24 protein-coding genes and 1 rRNA gene are annotated in these 22077 nt (G+C 68.8%); 11 read left to right on the top strand and 14 right to left on the bottom strand.

Going from position 1 to position 22077, the window contains the following annotated elements; genetic code table 11:
* Positions 1–21: 21 nt before the first annotated feature.
* Together HP507_RS04660 and HP507_RS04655 are read right to left on the bottom strand one after the other, a co-directional pair.
* A complete protein-coding gene (locus HP507_RS04660; RefSeq protein WP_217508497.1) occupies positions 22–1305 on the bottom strand; it encodes a hypothetical protein in 1284 nt (427 codons plus the stop codon).
* Between the two features lie 151 nt (positions 1306–1456).
* The gene (locus HP507_RS04655; RefSeq protein WP_175350683.1) at positions 1457–3973 is read right to left on the bottom strand and encodes a GmrSD restriction endonuclease domain-containing protein; all 2517 of its coding nucleotides are present in this window, start codon (positions 3971–3973) and stop codon (positions 1457–1459) included.
* A 223-nt stretch (positions 3974–4196) separates the two neighbouring features.
* Between HP507_RS04655 and HP507_RS04650 the strand changes: the two genes are divergently transcribed.
* Complete coding sequence (locus tag HP507_RS04650; protein WP_175350682.1) at positions 4197–6308, top strand: nuclease-related domain-containing DEAD/DEAH box helicase; 2112 nt, start codon at positions 4197–4199, stop codon at positions 6306–6308.
* A gap of 15 nt (positions 6309–6323) precedes the next feature.
* Here the strand turns inward: HP507_RS04650 and HP507_RS04645 are convergent, their stop codons facing one another.
* Positions 6324–6848, bottom strand: coding sequence for a DUF6998 domain-containing protein (locus HP507_RS04645; RefSeq protein WP_175350681.1), 525 nt, complete (start codon positions 6846–6848; stop codon positions 6324–6326).
* A gap of 76 nt (positions 6849–6924) precedes the next feature.
* On the opposite strand from HP507_RS04645, the gene HP507_RS04640 reads away from it, so the two are divergent.
* A complete protein-coding gene (locus HP507_RS04640; RefSeq protein ID WP_175350680.1) occupies positions 6925–7401 on the top strand; it encodes a hypothetical protein in 477 nt (158 codons plus the stop codon).
* Positions 7402–7410: 9 nt separating this feature from the next.
* Here HP507_RS04640 and HP507_RS04635 read toward each other — a convergent pair whose 3' ends face one another.
* The 4 genes from HP507_RS04635 to HP507_RS04620 all read right to left on the bottom strand — a co-directional run bounded on the left by HP507_RS04635 (position 7411) and on the right by HP507_RS04620 (position 11834).
* Positions 7411–8346, bottom strand: a complete 936-nt coding sequence (locus HP507_RS04635; protein ID WP_175350679.1) for an NADP-dependent oxidoreductase — start codon at positions 8344–8346, stop codon at positions 7411–7413.
* A gap of 541 nt (positions 8347–8887) precedes the next feature.
* On the bottom strand, positions 8888–9565 hold the full coding sequence (locus HP507_RS04630) for an ABC transporter ATP-binding protein (protein ID WP_175350678.1): 678 nt from the start codon (positions 9563–9565) through the stop codon (positions 8888–8890).
* On the bottom strand, positions 9562–11469 hold the full coding sequence (locus tag HP507_RS04625; RefSeq protein ID WP_175350677.1) for a hypothetical protein: 1908 nt from the start codon (positions 11467–11469) through the stop codon (positions 9562–9564). Before HP507_RS04625 ends, HP507_RS04630 begins: the two co-directional genes overlap by 4 nt.
* 2 nt (positions 11470–11471) lie before the next feature.
* Complete coding sequence (locus HP507_RS04620; protein WP_254700938.1) at positions 11472–11834, bottom strand: lactococcin 972 family bacteriocin; 363 nt, start codon at positions 11832–11834, stop codon at positions 11472–11474.
* 180 nt (positions 11835–12014) lie between these two features.
* Between HP507_RS04620 and HP507_RS04615 the strand changes: the two genes are divergently transcribed.
* The 5 genes from HP507_RS04615 to HP507_RS04595 all read left to right on the top strand — a co-directional run bounded on the left by HP507_RS04615 (position 12015) and on the right by HP507_RS04595 (position 16088).
* Entirely contained in the window at positions 12015–12854 is an 840-nt protein-coding gene (locus HP507_RS04615) for an ABC transporter ATP-binding protein (protein ID WP_175350675.1), read from the top strand.
* Complete coding sequence (locus HP507_RS04610) at positions 12851–13660, top strand: ABC transporter permease (RefSeq protein WP_175350674.1); 810 nt, start codon at positions 12851–12853, stop codon at positions 13658–13660. The genes HP507_RS04615 and HP507_RS04610 overlap by 4 nt, the downstream gene beginning before the upstream one ends.
* A gap of 53 nt (positions 13661–13713) precedes the next feature.
* The gene (locus HP507_RS04605; RefSeq protein ID WP_175350673.1) at positions 13714–14919 is read left to right on the top strand and encodes a sensor histidine kinase; all 1206 of its coding nucleotides are present in this window, start codon (positions 13714–13716) and stop codon (positions 14917–14919) included.
* Positions 14916–15542 (top strand): response regulator transcription factor, encoded by a 627-nt coding sequence (locus HP507_RS04600; RefSeq protein WP_175350672.1) that lies wholly within the window; start codon positions 14916–14918, stop codon positions 15540–15542. The genes HP507_RS04605 and HP507_RS04600 overlap by 4 nt, the downstream gene beginning before the upstream one ends.
* Before the next feature lie 108 nt (positions 15543–15650).
* Positions 15651–16088, top strand: a complete 438-nt coding sequence (locus HP507_RS04595) for a hypothetical protein (protein WP_175350671.1) — start codon at positions 15651–15653, stop codon at positions 16086–16088.
* 42 nt (positions 16089–16130) lie between these two features.
* Here the strand turns inward: HP507_RS04595 and HP507_RS04590 are convergent, their stop codons facing one another.
* The 6 genes from HP507_RS04590 to HP507_RS04565 form a co-directional block, all read right to left on the bottom strand.
* Positions 16131–16451 (bottom strand): hypothetical protein, encoded by a 321-nt coding sequence (locus HP507_RS04590; RefSeq protein WP_175350670.1) that lies wholly within the window; start codon positions 16449–16451, stop codon positions 16131–16133.
* A 28-nt stretch (positions 16452–16479) separates the two neighbouring features.
* Entirely contained in the window at positions 16480–17259 is a 780-nt protein-coding gene (locus tag HP507_RS04585; protein ID WP_175350669.1) for a hypothetical protein, read from the bottom strand.
* Complete coding sequence (locus HP507_RS04580) at positions 17256–17720, bottom strand: hypothetical protein (RefSeq protein ID WP_175350668.1); 465 nt, start codon at positions 17718–17720, stop codon at positions 17256–17258. Before HP507_RS04580 ends, HP507_RS04585 begins: the two co-directional genes overlap by 4 nt.
* A complete protein-coding gene (locus tag HP507_RS04575; RefSeq protein ID WP_175350667.1) occupies positions 17678–17983 on the bottom strand; it encodes a hypothetical protein in 306 nt (101 codons plus the stop codon). Before HP507_RS04575 ends, HP507_RS04580 begins: the two co-directional genes overlap by 43 nt.
* The gene (locus HP507_RS04570) at positions 17980–18405 is read right to left on the bottom strand and encodes a hypothetical protein (RefSeq protein ID WP_175350666.1); all 426 of its coding nucleotides are present in this window, start codon (positions 18403–18405) and stop codon (positions 17980–17982) included. Before HP507_RS04570 ends, HP507_RS04575 begins: the two co-directional genes overlap by 4 nt.
* Before the next feature lie 781 nt (positions 18406–19186).
* On the bottom strand, positions 19187–19504 hold the full coding sequence (locus HP507_RS04565) for a DUF6507 family protein (RefSeq protein WP_175350665.1): 318 nt from the start codon (positions 19502–19504) through the stop codon (positions 19187–19189).
* A 137-nt stretch (positions 19505–19641) separates the two neighbouring features.
* Here HP507_RS04565 and HP507_RS18140 point away from each other — a divergent pair, with 137 nt between their 5' ends.
* Genes HP507_RS18140 through HP507_RS04550 form a run of 4 tightly spaced genes read left to right on the top strand, consistent with a single transcriptional unit; the run spans position 19642 to position 21291 of the window.
* Positions 19642–19770, top strand: coding sequence for a hypothetical protein (locus tag HP507_RS18140; RefSeq protein ID WP_271207088.1), 129 nt, complete (start codon positions 19642–19644; stop codon positions 19768–19770).
* The gene (locus HP507_RS04560) at positions 19767–20252 is read left to right on the top strand and encodes a hypothetical protein (RefSeq protein WP_175350664.1); all 486 of its coding nucleotides are present in this window, start codon (positions 19767–19769) and stop codon (positions 20250–20252) included. Before HP507_RS18140 ends, HP507_RS04560 begins: the two co-directional genes overlap by 4 nt.
* Positions 20249–21013, top strand: coding sequence for a hypothetical protein (locus HP507_RS04555; protein WP_175350663.1), 765 nt, complete (start codon positions 20249–20251; stop codon positions 21011–21013). Before HP507_RS04560 ends, HP507_RS04555 begins: the two co-directional genes overlap by 4 nt.
* Positions 21010–21291 carry a hypothetical protein gene (locus HP507_RS04550; protein WP_175350662.1) on the top strand — a complete coding sequence of 94 codons (282 nt, stop codon included), beginning with the start codon at positions 21010–21012 and terminating at the stop codon, positions 21289–21291. Before HP507_RS04555 ends, HP507_RS04550 begins: the two co-directional genes overlap by 4 nt.
* 567 nt (positions 21292–21858) lie before the next feature.
* Here HP507_RS04550 and rrf read toward each other — a convergent pair.
* Positions 21859–21975: ribosomal RNA gene (gene rrf / locus HP507_RS04545) — 5S ribosomal RNA — on the bottom strand.
* Between the last annotated feature and the right edge of the window lie 102 nt (positions 21976–22077).

Genomic DNA, 22077 nt, shown 5'->3' with positions numbered 1-22077 from the left:
ACCAATCAGACGACCAACGATCTACCTGTCGCCGTTCGGCTTCGTCGACTTCGCACCGTCACCGTCTTCCCGTTCACGAAGAGCACGCTCCGCGATCTCAGCGGCAACCCTGCCCGTCGCCAGTCGCGCGCGTTCGAGCGCCGACGATCCGAACGCCCGCGCAGCCTCGAGACTGTCGGTACTTTCGTCGATCGCCTTGTCACGGAAATCACCGACCGCCTCCAGCCACCGCTTCGCTTCCTGCCCCGTGTGCCCCTGCTCGAACCCGACACGGTTGTGGAACTCTCCGACGGCAGACCCAACCTGATTGCTCGCACGAACCACCGCCCGAGCCGGGATGGGTTGCAACAACACCTTCGTGTTGGCCCTCGTCACGGCCGCATCCATCCGTCCGATCAGTGCAGCCGTGCTGCCAGTGATCCGTTCGAAGCGGTTCTCCCGGATGGCGCGGAGAGCGAGGCGCTTCTGGGTCGCATCTTCCGGGGCCGCATCGAGCACCCGGTCGAGTTCGAGCACGTCGAGCGTGTCCTGGAGCTGCAGGCAGTGCGCGATGACGGCGAGCCACTCACGCACCTTCGGCTCGATCGCCTCCGTGGCGTCAGCGAGCTCGCTGAGCTTCATCTTCTTGTCAAGCTTGTTCGCCAGGCCATCGAGCTGGCGGAGCGCGTACGCCTGCGTCCGGGCGAGCGTGGCGCCTGTCCCCTGCACCTTCGACCACGTCGCTTCGTCGACACGTCCGGACGATGCACGTCCCGTCATCGCATCTTCGATGACGAAGTCGACACCGACCATGTCGGCGAGGACCGCGTCCTGCTGGTTCCGAAGGACGTCCTCGACCTTCTCGTCGATGTCGGCGAGGTAGTCGGCGAGCTGGTCGATCGACTTCTGCAGCGCCATCTGGTTCATCATCGTGCCGATGCTTGCGATGGTGGTCGGGTTCAGCATCGAGCCGACCGAAGCGAACTGCAGGATGTGCTTCGTCTGTCCGCCAGACGTTGCGATTCCCATCATGAGGCCGGTTTCGCTGTTCTTCATGAGCGGCAACTTCCGCGCAATCGCGGCGGACTCCTCGGTCAGCTGCACCCAGCGTCCCGAGCTGGCCATCCCGTCCGCGGTGAGCTGGGCGAGACTGCCGAGAGCACCCGTTGGGAGGTCCTGGGCCGGAGAGCTCGAATCATCGGCCAGCCCCTGACTGCGGAGGAATTGCTCGACTGCCGAGGGCTCGCCGAGGACAGCGAGGCCGCCACCGTCGCTGATGATCTCGATTCGGTCGTCCATCGTTGCCTCTCGATCCGGGTCGTTCATCGTTCGAAGTGCTCTCGTGCTCGGGCGGCCAGATCAGGATCGATCGCCCATCGTTCGCCCAGCCGATGGTTCGTTGCTGTGCGCCGGAGGAACGCCCGAAGGCGCTTCGCGTCGATGCCCAGCTCACGTGCAAGCTCTGGCGCAGTCACCGTCATGCTGCCGACTCCTGTGCCGATGCCTCGCCGGGAAGCTGGTCGATGAACCATTGCAGCGCGTCGACGATCTGTTCGCGTGCAGCCGGCTCCCTGAACACCTCGATCGGGAAGGACGGCCGCTTGTCGATGCGGCTGGCCGGAAGGCTGACTCCTTCCACTGCATTGAGACGGGCACGAAAGGCCTCCCGCAACTCGACTTCGTCGAAGGGCGGTCGGTCCCGCAGGTACTGGAACACCACTTCAACGTTGCCGCTGATCGGGTAAACCGTGAACGGCCAGTACGACTTCTCCGCTCCGACACGGCGCGGAGAAGTCATGAACGCGCTTATCTCCCGGTTGGAGCCGAACTCGACGCTTCCGCCGAGGTCCTCCCAGGCGTCGAACAACGCGGTGACACCGTGGACGATACTGGGCGGGTTCGCGGACGAGAGCTGCCCCAGGAACGTGCGGTCCGTCGTGTCGGTGCCTTCGAGGCCCTCCGCGACCAGTCCGATGAGCTCCGCAAGGCCCGCTGTCGATATGCGGGCAGCCTCATCAGCGACACCGTTCGGCGCGAACAGCAAGCCCTCTTCTTCGAGAACGACTCGCGGGTCGCGATCGTCATCTGCGTCCAGCCAACGGAAGCCCGGAGAGATGGTTCCACCGCCTTGCAGGACGCGGTGCGCGCCTGCGACAGGGACGCTGCTGAGGTGATTGCCAAGCGGCACCGGATGAGTGCCGATGAGCGCTGCGACATCTCCGTACGATGACCAGCGACCAGCGGGGATCGCCATGATTGCCTGATGGACGAGCGACCAGTCCCGGCCCGGCGTGTCAGGCTCAATACGCTCGTTGGGGCCGGACCACTGTTCGATGATCCGGTCCGCGAACCATTCATCCCGTTCGAGGATCTGCTCGCGGCCCCAGGATGACGCCTCGAGCACTCGTCGATTGAGCGCGCTGTAACTGCTGTTCAAGTAGTCCGTTTGCTTCGATTCGAACGACCGGTTGCTCAACTCGGAGTTGTACCCGGTGAGCGTGAGATTTCCGAGCTGGTGAACCAGCTGCTCGTGGACCTCGTCGACGGACTCGTCGTCCCCAAGTTCCCGTTCGAGAGCAGTGCGCCACTCAGGAGTCAGGGTTTGAGGCAAGATGTGCTCGATCGTTGACTTGTCGACATCCACGGGCTCCTTCGGGTTGAGCGATTCCTGCACCCACTTGAGGATGAGCTTCTGCTGCGTGCGGAGGCCTCGGAGGTAGAACGGCTGCGTCCGAATCGATTCACGGATCTGCGCGTCAGTCGCGAAGTACTTGCGACCCGTCGAGAAGTAGTCGAGCAGCACTTGGTCGACCGGACCGTCGTCGATGACCGCGCAAGCCTGCAAGATCGTACGGTTCAAGCCCTGTCCGGGGCGTCCGCCGAGCGTCCGCCGCACGATGTACGACTCGATCGCGGCGAGCGCACCCGTTACCTCGTCCGCGCTGCTCGTGCCAGCCGCTCGGCGAGCGAGCAGGCGGAGCGTGAGAGGCACTGTGGTCGTCGATCCCCACTCGGCGAGGCGTTGGAGGTGCTTACGAAGCCCTGGCTCGGGCTCGAGCGATGGCTCTCGGATGACTGCGAGCTGTTCGGACAGCCGGCTGAACCGCTCGATCTCCGCGAGGATCTGCTCGTCGTCCATCTTCGCGAGGCGCGACTGCTGGTAGCTGTAGATGTCTCCCTGCTTCAGCAGCGGTTCATCCGCCACGGCGTCGAGCCAGAAGATCAGCTCGAGGTCCTCTGTGCTCAGACGTTGCTGCATCGGCAGCCACCACGACGAGTACACAGACTCGCCGCGGGAACTGAGGCGCATGAACAGGTAGTTCCGGACGAGGTCTCCCTGGGTCAGCCGAAGCCCCGTGTTGTTCAGGGACTCGAAAATCCGGTACACGTTGTCCTCGTCACGAGCGGTGATCGACACGAAACTCAGACCACCGAGGACAGCCTCCCGAATTCGCTCGATGTCGTGCGGATCCTCCGGGTCGTCCGCGAGCTCGAGCGCCCTACGGAAGAACGAGTACGCCTGCCCCACACCCGAGGTCGAGTCCGCGCCGACAGCACCGTCGACGACAGCTCGGAATGCGTCACGATCGGCTTGCGTCGGTAGGAGCTTCAGCCGACCGTCTCCCGGCTTGAATCGATCGGCAATGTACTGCTCATGAATGCTCTCCGCGAGCATCGGCTGGTCCTTCTGGTGGATCCGGAGGTAGTCGCGCAATGCACACAGCAAGATCGATAGCGTCGTCAGCCGCTGCTGGCCGTCCACGACCAAGAACTCCATACCGGTCGGAACGATGGCCCCGGTCGAGAGCACGAGGGAACCCATGAAGTGTGTCGTGCCCGGGTTGCTCCGACGCGTCTCGGCGAGCTCGAGAATGTCACTCCAGAGACGATCGCGCTGACGCCCTTGCCACGCGTAGGGCCGCTGGTACAGCGGTACCAGGTACTGCTTCGGTCCTCCGAGCAGTTCCTGCAGGGTCGTCTCGCGCACGTCCATGTGTGTCCCCTCAGTCATCGGAATTCTAGGGACAGAAGTCAGCTCAACTCCACGCCCCGGCCGAGGGGCAAGCAGAACCGCACGATCGATGCGGAACTCCGCCCGCGTACCCCTGAACAGGTGCTGCCGCTCAAACGCCTCACCCACGAGGATGGTTCAACACCACTCGTCCCGGGGACGACGAGCGGCACCGAGGACCAGGACCTCCCCGAGGGGCAACACCATGACGATCGCCGGGGAATCGGCAGGGGTCGAAGCACGCCGCCAACGAAGCCACGCACAAGAACTCCGACGCCAGGCGAACGACGCCGAACAACGCGCAGCCCGCTTCGAGATCGCCGAGCGCACCGAGAGCGAGACGGCGCAGCTCCTCGCCCCACTCGCCGGCATCGGCTACCACCTGCTCGCCGACCGCCGCTGGCCCGGCAGCCGCACCGCCCAGGTCGACATGGTCGTCGTCGGTCGGGCCGGGATCTTCATCGTCGACACGAAGGCCTGGCGCGAGGTCGCAGTCCACGGTGACCGGATCACCCGCGGCCAGGAGGACGTCACCGACGACATCGCCCGCCTCGCCGACCTCGCGTACAGCACCGAGGCAGCACTCGCGGACATCGGTCTCGCACCGGGCGAGGTCCACGCCGTCGCAGCCCTCGCCGGTCAGAAGCGCATGCACGCCCGCGTCGCCTCCGTCGACGTGATCGGCACGCACGACCTCGTCGGACACATCACGAAGCGCGGCGCTCGCCTGTCGGCCTCCCGCGTGGACGAGGTCCTCGCTGCGATGCTCACGCACTTCCCGGTGATCGGCGACGACGCAGCGTCGGCGCCGCAGGTCGTCGTCCCCGCAGCGGTCCTCCCCCGCGAATCCGCGCCGACGCCCGCACCGACGATCGCCGCGCTGGACGACGAGCTCACGGACCAGCTCCTCGACGGCGTCCTCGAGTCCCCCATCGAGGACTGGATGGCCTTCCTCGACCCCGCCCAGGCGAAGCTCGTCCGCCGCAGCTTCAACGGCCCGGCGCGCATCCGCGGCGCCGCCGGCACCGGTAAGACCGTGGTCGGCCTGCACCGCGCCGCCTACCTCGCACGCTCGACCGGCGGCCGCGTGCTCTTCACCACCTACATCAAGACCCTGCCGCGAGTCCTCGAGTCGCTCCTCGAGCGCCTCGCGCCCGACATGGTCGGCCGCGTCGACTTCGTCGGCGTCCACGCCTTCGCGACGCGCCTCCTGAAGGGACGCGGGATCGCGTTCCGCGCACCCGGACTGGAGGCGCGACTCGCGTTCGACGACGCGTGGAACGCGATCCGCGCCTCCAGTCCATTGCGGTCCTCGCGTTTCTCCCGCCCCTACTGGGAGGACGAGATCAAGCACGTCATCAAGGGGCGCGGCCTGACGCGCTTCGAGCAGTACGCGGACCTGGCGCGTGTCGGGCGCAAGCACGCGCTCCCGCTGGAGACGCGGCAGGCGGTCTGGGACCTGTACGAGGCGTACTCGCGTGGGCTGCGCGAGCGACGCGCGCACGACTGGGAGGACATCGTCCTGCTCGCGCGCGACGCCGTCGCGGCGGTGCCGCTCGAGCGCTACGACGCGGTGATCGTCGACGAGGCGCAGGACCTGTCGTGCGCGATGGTCTCGCTGATGCACCACCTGGTGGGTGATCGTGCGGACGGACTGACGCTCATCGGGGACGGCCAGCAGACGATCTACCCGGGCGGATACACGCTCGGTGAGGTCGGCATCAGCCTGTCCGGGCGCGGTGTCGTGCTCGACGTGAACCACCGGAACACCGCCGAGATCCTCGAGTTCGCGAAGGAGATGGTGGCCGACGACCAGTTCGTCGACATCGAGGGCGTGGACGGCGTCGGGGACACGGTCTCGGCGATCTCCCGCTCCGGTCCGGCGCCGGCGTTCCACCGGTTCTCGAGCCGCGCCGAGCACGACCGGGTGATGCTCGCAAGGCTGAGCGAGGTCCTGCGGCTGATCGGGACCGGGCACGGTGACGTGGGCATCCTGACGGCGACGAACCGGCAGGCGGACGACGTCCGGGCCGTCCTGCGCGCTGCCGGCGTTCCGGTGGTCATGCTCGACGAGTACTCGGGCCGGACGACCGACGCGGTGCGGCTCGGCACGGTGAAGCGGGCGAAGGGCCTGGAGTTCAAGCAGGTGCTGCTCGCGCACGTCGATCGCGGGATGGTGGACGCTGCACCTGCCGAGTCGTCCGAGTCGGACCGGGAGCGGCGGGAGCGTGGGCGGCGCAAGCTCTACGTGGGGATGACGCGTGCGCGGGACGGGTTGTGGGTGGGGGTCCGCGACGGGGTGTCGCGGAGCCGGTGACAGCGGGAGCAGCTCCTACCGCTGGTCCTCGACTCGAGGCTCATCAAGACGGCCGTAGGCATCCGCCAGCCGTTCGGTGACGTCGCCCCCTGCGCCCTCGACCTGGCGGACCAGGACAGCCCACGAGTTCGTGTGCTCCACACGCCTGCCGAGGGGTTCGGCTTCTTCGCGGGTGAGTTCCCGAGCCCACGTGAGGTCGTACGTCCCAGCGTCGAACAGCATGAACAGCGCGAGGTCGAAGTCCCAGGACCGAACCGCCGAGAACGCCTGCGGACGCGCGTCGCTCGGCTGCACCATCCGCGCTTTCACCTGGACGCGCGTCCCGTCCGGCGTGAGCAGGTCGTAGCTCTTCTCCGAGTTCGGCGCGAGCGTCCCGCCGTACGCACGCAGTGCGAGCGACTCTGCGAGGTCGCCGAGCGGCGCGTTCCTCGTCCGGATCAACTCTCGCCGGAGGAGCTCGTCGATGACTGCCACGGACGATGCCAGGAGTTGTCGAACGGTCAGCTCCGCGGGGTCGAACGGCGGCGGGATCTGGACCATGGCGGCAGCCTACGACTCCCCCGGGCGTCCCAGGACCGTCCAGGTTCGCACGCGAGGATCGGCGCAGGGAGAACGCATGCACCGAGAGTTCGATCAACCACCACGCCGCTGGCCGTGGGCCGTCGTGATGCTGGCCGGCGGAATCATCGGCGCACTCGAGGCCTTCGGCATCGTCGGCGTCACCTGGGTCTCCGACCCGACGGTGGACCAGCCGATCGTCACGGAGCACGACTGGTGGCCGCCGGACTCCGCCCTGCTGGTCCTCGTCGCGATCTTCGCCATCCCGGCCGGACTGCTGGTCGGTGGGGCGGTCGCCGCCGGTGTCCACGCGCTCACGATGGCCCTCGACGACATGCTTGGCCTGGCAGGAGCCGTAGTCGTAGCGGGCATGCTGACGGCCGCCGTCGGGTTCGCTGCGGGCCTGCCGATAGCAACGCTCATCGAGGCTCCCCCGGTCCTACTGCCCTTCGCCGCCACAGCGGCAGGCATCAGCGGCGCGCTCCTGTCGGCTGCCGCGCTCCGGAGCCGGGAACCCAGACGCGCCACGGCCTGACCGGCGGGACTACTCCCAAGTCAGCACGAACCGCCCCCGCGTCCCGCCCGCCTCGAGCCGCTCGTGCGCCTCCGCCGCCCGCGCAGCCGGCAGCACCTCTGCCACCCGCGGCGTCAGCGTCCCGCTCTCCACTGCGTGCCGCAACTGCTCGAGCTTGTCGAACGACCGGTACTCCTGGGCCACCATGATCCTGTCGAACCGGATCCCCCGAGCCCTGTTCCCCTCCCAGCCCCGCACGCTGAAGAACGCTCCCCCGTCCTGCACCGCGTCCACGACCTCGTCCTGCTGTACGGAGGCATCGGCGAGCGCATCGACGCCGGACGGCACCAGAGCCCGCACATCCCGAGCGAACGAAGCACCGCGCAGGACGACGTGGTCCGGCCGCAGCGACCGCACGAGCGGCTCGTCCTTCGGCGCAGCATCGGCGATGACGGTGATCCCAGCAGCACGTGCCAGCTGCACGACATAGTTCCCGAGCAGCCCGGCGGCGCCGGTGACGGCGAGCGTCTGCGCGGGTGCCAACGCCGCGCGCGACAGGATCTGCAGCGCGGTCAGCCCGTTCATCGGGATCGTGGCGGCCTCCTCGATCGAGATCCCGCGCGGGATCCGCGTGAACGATCCGACGGGCGCGACGAGCTCCTGCACGTACGCCCCGCCGTGCGTGCTGAGCGGCAGCGCGATCGCCATCACCTCGTCGCCGACCTCCCACCCCGACACGTCCAGCCCGACCTGGTCGATGACCCCGGCCGCGTCCATCCCGGGCACGTACGGCGGCGAAGCCTGCGACGAGTCCCGCTGCCCGGCACGCACCCCTGTGTCGGTCGGGTTCACGGCGAACGCCTGCACCCGGATGCGCACCGAGCCCGAGCCGGGGTGTGGCTGCGGGACCTCGTGGACGGCGAGGGCCCCAGGCCCTCCGAACTGTTCGACTCCGACGACCTGCATCGTTCCGGTCTACCCGTGCGTTGCTCCGTGCAACCTGACCCGCGACTCCCGGTGAGCCGTTCCACGGCCGACAGAGCGCCCCGCGCTTCCGTTGTCTCGTTGAACGCAACGACGTAGGTCCGACCGTCCCGCATCCGCAGGCGAACCGCGTGGTGCCCTCCAGCGGAGTACAGCCGCCCCCGATCCTCGTGCGGCCTCCCCTTCACACCCCACCCGCCGTACTCGGCGAACGCGTCCACCGAGACGAGCGCGGCCTCGGCGATGTCCTCCTGCCGCAGCCGCATGCGCCAGAACGGCGCGAACCCGACGACCACGCGCTCGTGCGTGCAGGTGACGAACGCTGCCGTGCGCATGACGCAGACGCCGACCGCAACCGATGCAGTTCCGAACGCCAGCAGCACGATGACCGCGGCTCGATCGAAGCCGTTCGCGGCGACGCCCACCGCGAGCATGACGGCCACCGGCAGCAACAAGAAGACCAACGCCAGCACGGCCCCACTTCGCGCTCGACTCCGGAACGGCGGGCTGCGATGGGTGGACGTCATGGCTTGCGTGTCGACACCGACGCTGCGAAGTCGGCGAGGTCGAGCTCCGCGCCCGCCCACTCGACCAGCATCGGGTCGTGGGTGGCCACGACGATCGCGCTCCCCGTTCGCCGCAGCGCATCGAGACCATGTCGGACCCGCTCCGCGCTCTCCTCGTCGAGGGATGCGGTCGGCTCGTCGGCCAACACGACCCGCGGGCGCTGCGCGAGCACGCGGGCAACTGCGACGCGCTGCTGCTCGCCGCCGCTGAGCAATCCGGCCCGGGTCCGGTGCCGTCCACGGAGCCCGACGACGCTCAACGCCTCGTCGATCCGCTCGCGCAGCGCCGCGCGCGTCGTGCCCGCGGGCCTGAGCACCCCGAGGTTCTGCGCGACCGTCCACTCGGGTACGACGGCGTGGTCCTGCATGACGAAACCGAGCGCCTCCCGTCGCAGACGCCGTCGTTCGGCTGCGCCCACCCGGTGCACGTCCTCGCCGAGCACTCGCACACGGCCCCGCGCCGGCACCTGGAGACCGCCGAGGCACCGCAACAAGGTGCTCTTCCCCTGCCCCGACACCCCGCGGACCGCGACCGCGCTCCCCGGGTAGGCCTCGAACCGGACCCCGTTCCAGAGCGTCCGTGTCGAGACGTCGAACCCGAGGCCTTCGGTGGCGAGCAGCGGCTGGGCGGTCATCGGATGTTCCTTTCGCGCCGACCGGTGAGAGCCAGCAAACTGATGAGCACGGCGGCAACCGCGCTCCCGGCGACGGCAGCGCTGGTGAGCGCTCCGCTGAGCGACGTTCCGAGGACGAGCTCCGTGGCTGCGACGACCGCGAACGTCATCGCCAGGCCGCCGGCGACGAAAGTCCGGTGCGCGACGGCCGGATGCCGTCCGACCAGGAAGCGCAGGCGTGCCGAGCGACGGTTCCGCGCGCGGTGGTCCGAGATGAGCGCGGCAACCGCGAAGACCAGTACCAGTCCGGTGGCGACAGCGAGGATCTCAGCGATCAGCCGTTCGGCTCGCAGCGCTCCGAGCTTCCCCTCGACCACTGCGCCCACTCGACGGATCTGCAGCACCGAGGCGGAGAGGTCCCGATCTGCGAGTGACCGTTCGAGTGCCGATCGGTCCGAGAACCGGACCTCGCCGTTCGCGACCGCGGTTCCGAGACGGTTCGGGGCGATCTGCGCTGGGTCCCGGACGACCAGCACCGGGACCTCCGGCCAGCTCGATGCATCGGAAGGGGCCGCGCTCGTCCAGTCGGCGATGGCTTCGACGATGGAAGCCGTCGACGGGACCGAGCGCGCCACCACGTCGAGGCCGTCCGGCGGACTGGCCTCGTCGACTTCCCACCCGTCGGCGAGCGTGGATGTGGCGGCGGCTCGAACCGCTTCGAGTCTCGGCTCGAGGACCTCGGGCACGAGGAGGACTGGCTCCCCGCCGGGAGCAGCGTCCGCGACCTCGTCGGCGAATGGTTCGAGGGCTGTGCTCGCTTCGCCGACCACGGTGAACTGGTCGACGAAGGACGACTGCGCCATGCTCGCTTCGCCGCGCCGGAGTGCTTCGAGCGCCAACTCCCCAAAGGCGACGTCCTGCTCGAACGCGGTGAAGTTGGTTCCGAGTACGACGTCGTTCCCGCGCGATGCCTCAGCGACGAGCGTCGACTCCAAGGCATCAGATGCTTCGCGTCCATCGACTGCCGCACGGAAGTCGACCACGGTCAGGACGAGCAGCGCGACCGCCGTGGTCATGACGACAGGACGGAGCGAGCTCGTGGCCGTCCCACCGACGGCGTCCCGTGCCCACCACAGACTGCAGAGGACGTGCGCGACGACGATGCCGAGGCTCGTCGCCCCGAGCGCCGCGAGTGCCATCGGTACGGTGACGCTCCAGGTCGGGACGTCCGCCTGCCGAAGCCACAGCAAACAGACGACGGCGATGAGCAGCACCAGCGCGATCGCTCCGACGAGTGAGCCGATCTCGCGAGCCTCATGCGCGACCAGCCGGAGCCGGGACCACCCGACCGTACGACGGAGCACCTGACGCGCACTGCGCTTGATCGACTCCGCGACGAGCGCGACGACGACACCGAGCGCGGTCGCCACCAGAGCGGCGAGCGTGGTCGGTCGTTCGACGGCGACGAGGAGGGGTTCGTACCAGGTCGGATTCAGTCCGGCGAACTCGTAACCGGCATCACGAAGGCCGTCGAGGAAGGCTGCGACGCCATGCTCCGAGCCCCCGATCGCGAACGTCGTCCGGAGATCGAGGTCTGCTCCGTCGAGGACCGGCCGCACATCGAGGTGTCCTGCGAAAACCGGCATCGCAGGCTCCCCCCGGAGTGTGTAGGCAGTCCAGGCGCCTGCGCGGCCATCCCGATCGGGAACCAGCATCGAGAGCGCGACGTCCGCGTCTGCTGCGATGCTCGACAGTTTCTGGACCTGTTGCGCCGTCGTCAGGCCGTACGGCAGGTCCGTGAACTCGACGCTCGTCCGCCCCGCAAGCAGGCCGAGCGATTCCAGCGTGCCGACGATCGACACGACCAGGGCACTCGCCGCAAGCAGTGCGGCCGCCACCGCGACGACGGTGGCGGCCGCGAACATCCTCATCCGCGGGTGGCCCAGTACGCCTGGTTCCCCGACAGCGACTTCGCCCGGTGGGCGTAGGCCAACTTCGTCGGCGGCATCCAGGCGGACCTGGTCACCACGCCGCTCGACTTGACCGAAGCGCGGTGGGTGGAGCGATCGGTCAGGAACAGCGAGTGCACGCGCTTGTCCCACACCCCGTACGTCCACGTGCCGCCGCCGACGTACTCCGTGCCGTTCCTGGTCTGCATGGCGTCCGCGGACGCGCTGCCCTCGCGGATCGCTCCGGCGGTGTCGCCAGCCTCCGCGGCACTGGCGGCGCTGACGCCGATGCCCCCGGTGAGCGCTGCAGCAGCGACAGCCGCCGCGAGGATGGTGATCATCTTCACCGAGGTTCCCCTTCGTTCGAGTACGCCAGGTGGCGCTCACCGAGTAGACCAGAAGAACGGCAGTATCAGAAGTTTCGGATATCCCGAATGTTCGATCCAGATCCCCCGATCGGAGGATGCACCTCCACCGCCCTCGCCGATCCACCCCGGCCCCCGACCGACCACGCTGGACGCATGCCCGACATCCCCGCCGTCGAGGTCCACCACCTCACGAAGCAGTACCCCTCCGGCAAACGCGCCGTGGACGACGTCTCCTTCGACATTCCCCGCGGAGAGACCTTCGCCCTCCTCGGCCCGAACGGCGCCGGCAAGACGACGACGGTCGAGATCCTCGAGGGCTACCGCACCCGCACGGGCGGCGACGTCCGGGTGCTCGGCGTCGATCCCGCTCGAGCGCCCCGCTCCCACCGAGAGCGCGTCGGCGTCGTCCTGCAGACCAGCGCCGAGTCGCCGAACGTCACGGTCGCCGAGCAGCTGCGGCACTTCACGACGTTCTACCCGCGGTACCGCAGCATCGAGGAACTCCTCGCTGCCACCGGACTCGAGGCGCAGCGCAACACCCGGATCGCGAAGCTCTCCGGCGGACAGCGCCGCCGCGTCGACGTGGCGCTCGGCATCATCGGCCGCCCCGAGGTCCTGTTCCTCGACGAGCCGACGACCGGCTTCGACCCCGAGGCCCGTCGGCACTTCTGGGACCTCATCAACGAGGTCAAGGCCGAGGGCACGACGATCCTCCTCACCACGCACTACCTTGACGAGGCCGCACACCTCGCGGACCGGGCGGCCGTCATCGCCGACGGCAAGCTCCTCGGCATCGCGCCGATCGACGAGATCGGCGGCACCGAGGCACGCACGCCCCGCGTCCGCTGGCGCAAGCAGGACGGCAAGCACCACGACGAGCGCACCACCGACCCGGTCGCACTGATCCGGAACCGGGACGACCCCATGCACGATCTCGAAGTCATCCGCCCGTCCCTCGAGGACGTCTACCTCGGAATGGTCGGTCAACGATGAACACTGCGGCCACGATCGGCGCCCACCGCATCACCTACGAGCTCCGCTCCTACTTCCGCGCCCCCGACGCCGTCTTCTTCACCTTCCTCTTCCCGATCGTCATGCTGGCGCTCTTCTCGGTCGCGTTCTCCAGCGCAGAGGACATCCACGCCGGCCCGAACGTCAGCGTCGACTACGCCACGTACTACCTGCCCGGTCTCGTCGCGACCGGCATCCTGCTGTCGGGCACGCAGTCCCTCGGCGTCGACATTGCCGGCGAGCGCAGCGACGGCACGCTGAAGCGTCTCGGCGGCACTCCCCTGCCGGTGGTGAGCTACTTCATCGGCAAGATCGGCATGGTCCTGGTCACGACGGTCGTGCAGACCGCACTGCTGCTCACGATCGCGAGCGTGGTCTTCAGCGTGGACCTGCCGTCCGACGGCGGCGCGTGGGCGCCCTTCGCGGGCATCATGCTGCTCGGCGTCGCCACGAGCTGCGTCCTCGGCATCGCGATCTCGGCGCTCCCCCGCGAGGGCCGCCGCGCCACCGCCACGATCGTCCCCATCGTCCTGGTCCTCCAGTTCATCTCCGGCGTCTACCTCCCGTTCACACAGCTCCCCGACTGGTTGCAGAACGTCGCGTCGGTGTTCCCCCTGCGCTGGATAGCGTCCGGCATGCGGTCGGTCTTCCTGCCCGACGCGTTCGCGTCCGCCGAGCCGGGAGGCGCGTGGCACCTCGGCCTCGGAACCCTCGTCCTGGCAGCATGGCTGGTCGTGGGCGCGGTGGCCTGCCTCCTGACGTTCCGGTGGAATCGAAAGGACGCGTGATCCGTCCTGTGGAGAACCGTGGGAGCGTCGGTTGGAGATGGGATGCTGTCGGCATGGACCAGTCCGAGTCGACGGTGCGGCAGAACGTGTGGCTGCACGCGTTCTTCGCCGCGACCGTCGTTCTGACGGCGGTCATCGCCGTGTTCGGGTGGTCGCCGTGGCCGTCCCGATGGCCGGCGTACGTCGCCCTGACGGGCTTCGCCGCCGCCTACGTCGCGTACGGCTGGCGCGGGTACGAGGTCCCTCGGGCAGCCGCAGCGTTCCTCCCGGTCGCCCTCGCCGTCACGCTCGTCCTCCCGGCGGTCGCACCGACCACGGCGTTCGTGCAGTGCATCGTGTTCCCGCTCGTCTGGTGCCAAGCACGAGGGGTGCGCACCTCGGTCCTGCTCTCGGTCGTGGTCGGGGTGCTCAGCGCGATCGGCTTGCAGATCTCGTGCGGCCCGGACGCCCTCGTCGGCACGATCCTGATCGAGTCGGTGAGCGTCGTGGGTTCCTGCGGCATGGGCATCTGGATGACGCGGGTCGCTGCCCTCGCCGAAGAACGCCGCCGGCTACTCGACGAACTCCGATCGACGCAGGACTCCCTCGCCGAGGCACACCGCACCGCCGGCGTGACGAGCGAACGCGAACGCCTCGCGCGCGAGATCCACGACACTGTCGCGCAGAACCTCGCCGGCATCGTCATGCTCACCGAGCGGGCCCGCGGTGACCTCGCGGCGGACCGCGTGGACCGACTGGACGAACGCCTCACCATCCTCGAAGAATCGGCGCGCGCCGCCCTCGAGGAGTCCCGCACCCTCGTCGCAGCGGGTGCCGCCGGTGTCGCCGGCGACGGCCTCGGCGCCGCACTCCACCGACTCGGCGAACGCTTCTCCCGCGAGACCGGCATCCCGGTCACGGTCGACGCACCGGACTGCGTACTCGATCGCGACACGCAGGTGGTGCTGCTGCGCGTCGCCCAGGAGGCACTGGCCAACGTCCGCACGCACGCCCACGCCGCCTCGGCGCGGGTCGCACTGCACGTGGCGGCCGACCAGGTCGGCCTTCGGATCGCCGATGACGGCGTCGGCTTCGACGCGTCCGTACCGACTGCGGGCCACGGGCTCCGAGGGGTGCGCGAGCGGCTCGCCCTCGCGGGCGGGACCTGCACGATCACGAGCGATGCCGGACGCGGCACCGTCGTCGACGTGTCGTTGCCCACCGGAGCCGAACCGCGCCTCCCGGCCGTGGCCGAACCCGTGACGGAAGTAAGCCGGTGATCCGCGTCGTGGTGGCGGACGACCACCCGATCGTCCGCGCGGGCATCGTCGCGCTGTTGCAGGACGCCGACGACGTCGAGGTGGTCGGGCAGGCGAGCGACGGCGAGACCGCGGTCGCACTCGTCCTCGCCGAGCGGCCGGACGTCGTCCTGATGGACCTCCGGATGCCGGGGATGAACGGCGACGAAGCGACGGCTGCGATCCTCGCCCGCGAGCCAGGGATCCGTGTGCTGATCCTGACGACCTACGAGTCCGACGACCAGATCCTCGCGGCGATCGAGGCCGGCGCTGCCGGGTACCTGCTGAAGGCTGCGCCGGAGTCGGAGATCCTCGCGGGCCTGCGAGCCACCGCCCGCGGTGAGACGGCGCTCGCTCCCTCGGCGGCCGCGGCCCTCGTCCGCCGGACCACGGGCAAGCCGAGCACGGGCCCGTCGCTGTCCCCGCGGGAGCTCGAGGTCCTGCAGCTCGTCGCGCAGGGCAACTCGAACCCGGCGATCGGCCGCTCGCTGTTCCTCAGCGAGACGACGGTGAAGACGCACCTCGGGCACGTGTTCGAGAAGCTCGGGGTGAACGACCGCACCCGCGCCGTGACGCGCGCGATGGAGCTCGGCCTCCTCCGCTGACCCCGCGGCGTCTTTTCGGGAGGTCGGCTACGAACTCGTTCACCGTGCCGATGAGGTTCTTTGCGCAGGGAATCCGCCTGCTCATCACCCCATCACGAAGGTCTCTCCATGCTCCGAAAGAACAAGAACACACCGGCGCCCATCCGTTTCGACGAAGCGGAGTTCGCGCGTCAGTACCGGCAGCGCGCTGCACCGTCCTCGGCTCTCGTGGCCGCCTTCCACAAGGCCGCGTCCGGCGACGACTCCATGGCGCTCGGAGTGCTGAACCGCGTGCGGGCAGACGCTGCGACCGGACCCGGCGGCATCTTGACGATGTTCGCCGTCGCTCTTGCAGTGGTGGGGTCAATGACAACCACAGCGTTGACGGTCACCGAAGGATCAGCACCCGAGCACTGGCGCGTCGTGTTCGGGACCGTCATGGTCGGCACAGCGGCCGGCTTCACCGTCCTCGGCGTCTGGCTCTACGTTCGGCAGTCCTCGCGACACCGCTGCGCCAACATGTGGAAGGACGCCCTCGAGCACGCGCCCCGTCCCACGCGTCGTTGACCGTTCGGATTCACTGGATTCCGGTCGAGTGGACCGGAACGGTCACCGCTCCTGCGCGACGCGGTACCAGCGGGGTCGGAGCCACCGTGGCAGACCCATCAGGATGACCCAGAACCCGAGCGAGCCGGTGACCACCGCGCAGAACGCGAACACGAAGGACAACCCGAAGACCGGCGTCCGGACGAAGCTCGCCGCGAGCGCCATCGACAGGAGGGTCAGTCCGAGCCAGAACCACCCGAAGACGAAGTGGTCGACGATCCGACCGCGCCACGACCGCCACAGCCCGGCGTAGGCCGCAGCCCCGAGACCGCCGAAGATCAGGCCCAGGGCGACGAGGACGAGCACGTACAACACCGGCGTCACGCTCACTGCTCCGCCCAGGACCCTGGCTTCATCGATCGTCGCGGGTCACTGCGCCGACGACCTGTCGAACCACCACCTCGGTGCGGATCGGCCGGAGCGAGACAGCACCGTCGGCCTGCGTGGACCGCTCGAGCCAACCGAACCCAGGAACATCGATCGCGAAGATCCCGAATCCGGTCTCTTCAGACCAGCCGAACACGGACCGCCATCCGGGAGTCGCCCAGGCCCGGCGGAACCACTCCGGCCCTCCGGGCGCTGATTCGTCGGGCGTCGGGGCCTCAGCGAGCTCTGCATACCGTGCTTGCAGCGCCGTGAGGGGGACGGTCACGGCTTCCTGCTCATCGACGAACCACGTCGGGTCGATGGCGACCCAGTCGAGGAGGTGTCCGACGGCGCCGGCGACCGAGGTGACCCCGAGGCCGACCCGTCCAGCACCGAGTTCGACGCGCATGGCCGCCCGACTCCCATCCACCCAGATCGCGGCATGACGAGTCCCGTCCCCGGATTCGATCCGCGTCCGGAGCGAGCGGTTGGCGCTCGCGATGATCCCGACGAACTCCAAGCCGGTCTCCGACAATGCACCGAAACGGTTGACCAGCCCGAGCTCACGTGCGGCTCGGCCTTCCTCCGAACGACGAGTACCGGCCGACACCAGCCCGCGGCTCCGGACGTGCCAGAGGTGGTCGAAAAGCGCTTCCGAACCCTGCCACTCGAGCCGGCATCCGGGCTGGTAGTCGCGTACCCGGTCGAGCGCCTCGAGTTCGACGCCGGCGCGCTCGCTGGCAGCGCGATCGACGCGCGGCATCATGCGCTCGTTCCCTCCTGCACGTCGACCAGACGCACGGAATCCATCACCTGGGAGAGAACCGCTTCAACAGCGGTCCATTCGAGCACGGAAGCACTGGCTGTCAAGTGGACTGCCGTGTCACCTGTGGTGATGACACGTTGGTCGACGACGATCCAGTCCTCAACGAGCGGGTAGCCGAAGAGCAGTCGAGCGCTGGGCCCGAGCGCGTGCTCCTGGCGACGGACCTCGAGGACTCGCGTTCCCGGGTGTGCGGCGATGGCAGCGGCCATCATGCCGGAGGACGCCTCGACCAGCGACACCGTCGTCGATTCCTGCGCCACGACCACGTTCGGCCGGAACCCGTTGGGCGTCGGACGTTCGATCACGGTGCCGAAAGTGGCTTCGGTGAGAACCCAGCCGTCGGGCAGGTCCGCCGCGATCACGTGCTGCTCCGATGCCGGTACCAGCGCGGCGTCAGCCACGCGGGCACACCGAACACGAACAGTCCGACAGCGACGAGGATCAGCACGAAGGCCGCGATCATCATGACCGCTGTGAGCACGAACGCGTGCGTCGACAGGAGCGCCGCGAAGACGCCCAGGCAGATACCGCCGAACCCGAGAAAAGCGGTCGGGAAGATGCGGTCGGCGCTCCACGAACGCGTCCAGCTCCGCCAGAGCCCGGTGTAGGCGGTCAATCCCACGAGCGCGAAAGCGCACGACACCGCGATGATCGCCCAGATCACCCGAAAATTCCCTTCCACACGTCGTGCACGCCCTTCGCGAAGTCCGACCCTTGGTACATGTCGTTCAGCTTGTCGCCGAGCATCTCGCCACCTGTCCCGCCGAGCCAACCTCCGATGGCGCTCCCGACGATACCGCCCACGACAGTCCCTACCCCTGGGAACAGGGCAGTCCCGATGGCGCCACCGATCCACGCACCGGCCGCCGCGGCGCCGACCGTCGTCCCTCCCTTGATGACCGTGGTCGTGACCGCGCTCTCAGTGCGTCGCGAGTCGGACCAGTCGGGGTGATCGACTTCGTCCTCATGCCACTGGTCGTTCCAGGTCGAGCCGAGCGTGAGGACCGTTCCGGCGACGCCCAAGACCTTGGTCGCGCCCTTGGCTGCGTCGGGCATCGCCTCCAGCAGGGCGTTCTTGTCCTTCACCAGCAAATTGTGCGAGCCGTACCGAGGATCGTCGAGGGGGATGTCGGGCCCCTTCGGCGGGTACGGAACTTCGAGCCCGCTCGGGGAACGCCACCACTGCTTGCCGTTCGCGTCGATGAACGCGGGCGGCGGGGTGCGCAGCGTCGCCTCTGGGATGACTCCGGCAGGCACAGTGGTGAGCTGGCGCCACCGTTCGAGGGTCTCCTGCGAAACGGACATCCCCCCACCGACGATGGCTCCGGACGTCCCACCGCCGACGAAGCTCAGGAACTTCGAGGCCGCTGACTGCTCGTACGCCTTGAGCGCGTTGATCGCGCCGGCGCACTCCTGGTCTGCCTGCAGTGCCGCTGCGTTGAACTGGTCGACTCGACGCTGCAGGGCCCGCTGCTGGTCGTCCCGCGCCTGCTCCGCTGCCGCGACTTCTTCGTCGGTCGCGCCGGCTGGAGTCGATGTGTCGGCCCGGCGAAGGCCTTGATGTCAGAGAGGAGAGTTGCCCGCTGGGTCTGAAGCGTCTGCACCGTCATCGAGTACGAGTCGAGCGCACTCTTCGCCTTGGAAGCTGCGTCAACCAACCCGACCACGTCCGCATCGATCGGGGACAAGGCGTTCCGGAGGGTGGCCGCTTCAGGAGCGTCGTAGACATCGGACGACGCGAAAGCTTTCCACGCGGCTTCGATCGCATCGGCCTGGGTCTGCGCCGTACTTGCCGCCGAGACCAGATCCGAACCGACCGACTCGAGCGTCGCGGGGTCGGGCAACTCGTTGACAGTGGGGGCGAAGGTCACTGCTCGATCCCCTTGTTCGCGTTCGCCGCCATCTCCTCGTCGCCGGATGCGTACGCCTTCGCGATCGATCGCGCTGCCGCGACGGACGCGGTCACGCGGCTACCGATCGAGGCGAGTCGGATCTCCCCTGGGTTCTGCTTGAACGCACTGAGTGCCGTCGCGGTGTTCATTGCTCGCGCCGCGAGCGACTCCGCTGAGCCGGCGGCATTCTGCAACGACTGCTCTGCCGTCGCCATGTCCGCGAGTGCGGTCTCCGCGTCCGAGATCGCTCGGTCGAAGGCGGCCGGATCGAGGCGCCATCCGTTGATCGCCATGCTGCATCCCCCTCGAACTGCTGCAGTGTGTCGGAACCCATCGAGGATACCGACACTCACGGAGAACGCGTGTTCCACGGTGGTGGTTCCGCGCGGACGCGTGAGGCGGGGCGTTCGTCGGTGCGACGATCGGCAGCGTGTTCCCCGGCCCCGGCACGGCGATCGGCGGGATCGTGGGCGGCATCGTCGGCGGTATCGTCGGCAGTGGGGTCGGTGAAGACATCGGCGAAGCGGCCAAGGGACTATGGGACAAGATCACGGGATGACCGGCGCAGACCAGGGTGTGCGCACCGACGCTGCCGACTGGCGTGTGCGCGACACCGGCATCGGCGCGCTGCACGTGCCGGCGCAGTGGATCGATGACGATCGGACCGGCGCGCTCGCCGTGGTTCGACCAGAGTCCTCCGCGAACCCGAACGGTGCCTTCCGTGAGAACGCGGTGCTCTCGGTGGTCGAGTCCGCCGGGGACGTCGTCGCCGACTCGTCTAACGCGATCGCCGAGGCCCGCGCCATGGTGCCGTGGTCGCACGTCGTCTCGGTGACGCCGTGGCCGCAGGGCCCGTTCGACCGGCGGATGCAGTTCGTCTACGAGTACGACGGCGTCACGGCCGCCGTGACGAAGTTCACCGGCACGCTGGGCGGCAGCCGAATCGACCTCACGTGCAGCGCCGGCCTCGACGTCTACCCGACCCTCGTCGGCACGTTCGACTCGATCGCCGCGCTCAGCGAGCTGGAGGTGCACGCGTGAATGACCTCCTCGACCCGTTCGCGACGCAGCACGCGGGGCAACCCCTCGAACGCCTCGACCGAGCACAGGGCCAGCCGCTCCCGGCTCCGGCGTACACCCTGCCGTCCGGTGCACTGCAGGCCCTCTTCGACCTCCGCGGCCGGGGCCTCGTCTCCGCTGCGAAGCGCAACTCCCCGGCGGCCACGGCGCTGCGCGAGGCAGGCCTGCTCGGCCGGTTCGGCGGCGCGAGCGACACCGCGACGACCATCGCCGGCATCGTCGAGCGCGCGGGCCGCACCCTCGCGGCCGAACGTGTCGACCGCTCCGGGACGACCACGTGGTCGTGCTGGGCCAGCGGCCCCGATGCCGTCGTCCGGACGGCGCACGACGACACCGAGACGATCGACCTCCTCCCGTTCACATCCGCCGTGGCACGCCTGGTCGCGTGGTCGGGCATCGAGCCGTTCTGGCCCGTCGCCGACCCGGACGACGACGAGTCCCGGGTGATCCCCGACGACGTCGTGGACGCCGTGGTCGCCGGCCGCCAGGTCGATCCCCCGGCGGATGCCGGGCCGGTCCTCGCAGCGCGCTGGCGCGAACCGTGGTCGACGGTGTCGATCGCGGTACCGGGGTCCGACGACGGGCTCCCCCTCGTCTTCATGGGTTCCGCGTCGCACCTGCGCATCCGCGTGGACGGCGGCTCGCGGCTGCAGCTCGTCCCGTCGTACTGGGTGTTCGAGGCGCTCCCGCAACTGCTCGAACGAAGCTGGAGCACGACGTGATCTGGATCATCGGCGCCGCCCTGATGCTCATCGGCCTGCTCGGCTACACCGGACTCTGGCGCTCCTGGGCGAAGGGCGGCCTGTCGTACTGGGTCTTCGGCCTGTTCTGGTTCGGCCTCGGCATCGTCCTGGCGAGCATCGTCCTCGCCACCCCGGCCCCGAGCTGGCTCTTCTGGGTCCCCGCGGTCATCGCCCTGCTCGGCGCCGCCTCGACCTGGTACCTGCCCCCAGCACTGACCCCGCGCTGGTTCCGCGCGCTCCGCCGCAGCTGGCGCTGAATCGCGCGGCGCAGCGTCCGCGACGGTACAGGCACCAGACTGGAGGCGCGGCACCTGCCCGCACCGCGCCCCCAGTCCTAGGACGGGCACCGTCTCCCATCCGACGCCCACCCTGGTCAGCGGCCCGCATGCGCCATCCGGCAAGAAGGACACCAGCGGCGACTGCTCTCGATCACTGCAGGTCCGAGCCGCCGCCCGGCCCGCACCGCCCGCTCGGCGATGCGCAAGAGCAAGACGCCTGAGCCGCCCGCGAGCAGCGAGGCAGCAGGCTCTCACGCCCCCGACCATGCCCCGCCAGTGCCCGTCGGTGTACGAGCCGGCGTCCACGCAGAAGAGGTCGACCCCGTCCACCGTCACGACGTGGTTCACGTGTCGTGGTCGCGCCCTGATCGTCGAGTAGTTCACCAGCCCCAACCCGCCGTGGCGTCGAGTCGCTCGTGGTGACCCTCACGCCGAAAAACCGCCACACCCAGCACTTTGCGACAGCGCCGGCGAAGGCCCCCACCCGAAAACGCAGAAAACCCCTGACCAGTCAAGGTCAGGGGTTCCCTGGTGTTGCAACGTTAAGTCCGGCGGCGTCCTACTCTCCCACAAGGTCCCCCTTGCAGTACCATCGGCGCTGAGAGGCTTAGCTTCCGGGTTCGAAATGTGACCGGGCGTTTCCCTCTCGCTATGACCACCGGAACACCTTCGACCCAATCACTTGGAAATCCGAAAGCTGTTCCGCGCATGCGCGGTATTCAGTTTCTTGTTCCCGATCGTCTGTCGGGAACCACAAAGTGGACG

It is taken from the genome of Curtobacterium pusillum, from assembly GCF_013359865.1.
Classification (GTDB): Bacteria; Actinomycetota; Actinomycetes; order Actinomycetales; family Microbacteriaceae; genus Curtobacterium; species Curtobacterium pusillum.
The sequence above is the reverse complement of the archived record's forward strand: the minus strand, read 5'-3'. Positions and strand labels throughout refer to the sequence as shown.

Coding starts and splice junctions, on each gene's coding strand:
- HP507_RS04585 (WP_175350669.1), bottom strand. CDS start 17,259: ATGATGCCGCGCGTCGATCGCGCTGCCAGCGAGCGCGCCGGCGTCGAA.
- HP507_RS04605 (WP_175350673.1), top strand. CDS start 13,714: ATGGACCAGTCCGAGTCGACGGTGCGGCAGAACGTGTGGCTGCACGCG.
- HP507_RS04620 (WP_254700938.1), bottom strand. CDS start 11,834: ATGATCACCATCCTCGCGGCGGCTGTCGCTGCTGCAGCGCTCACCGGG.
- HP507_RS04560 (WP_175350664.1), top strand. CDS start 19,767: ATGACCGGCGCAGACCAGGGTGTGCGCACCGACGCTGCCGACTGGCGT.
- HP507_RS04625 (WP_175350677.1), bottom strand. CDS start 11,469: ATGTTCGCGGCCGCCACCGTCGTCGCGGTGGCGGCCGCACTGCTTGCG.
- HP507_RS04615 (WP_175350675.1), top strand. CDS start 12,015: ATGCCCGACATCCCCGCCGTCGAGGTCCACCACCTCACGAAGCAGTAC.
- HP507_RS04565 (WP_175350665.1), bottom strand. CDS start 19,504: ATGGCGATCAACGGATGGCGCCTCGATCCGGCCGCCTTCGACCGAGCG.
- HP507_RS04610 (WP_175350674.1), top strand. CDS start 12,851: ATGAACACTGCGGCCACGATCGGCGCCCACCGCATCACCTACGAGCTC.
- HP507_RS04655 (WP_175350683.1), bottom strand. CDS start 3,973: ATGGACGTGCGCGAGACGACCCTGCAGGAACTGCTCGGAGGACCGAAG.
- HP507_RS04635 (WP_175350679.1), bottom strand. CDS start 8,346: ATGCAGGTCGTCGGAGTCGAACAGTTCGGAGGGCCTGGGGCCCTCGCC.
- HP507_RS04650 (WP_175350682.1), top strand. CDS start 4,197: ATGACGATCGCCGGGGAATCGGCAGGGGTCGAAGCACGCCGCCAACGA.
- HP507_RS04660 (WP_217508497.1), bottom strand. CDS start 1,305: ATGAACGACCCGGATCGAGAGGCAACGATGGACGACCGAATCGAGATC.
- HP507_RS04595 (WP_175350671.1), top strand. CDS start 15,651: ATGCTCCGAAAGAACAAGAACACACCGGCGCCCATCCGTTTCGACGAA.
- HP507_RS04640 (WP_175350680.1), top strand. CDS start 6,925: ATGCACCGAGAGTTCGATCAACCACCACGCCGCTGGCCGTGGGCCGTC.
- HP507_RS04645 (WP_175350681.1), bottom strand. CDS start 6,848: ATGGTCCAGATCCCGCCGCCGTTCGACCCCGCGGAGCTGACCGTTCGA.
- HP507_RS04630 (WP_175350678.1), bottom strand. CDS start 9,565: ATGACCGCCCAGCCGCTGCTCGCCACCGAAGGCCTCGGGTTCGACGTC.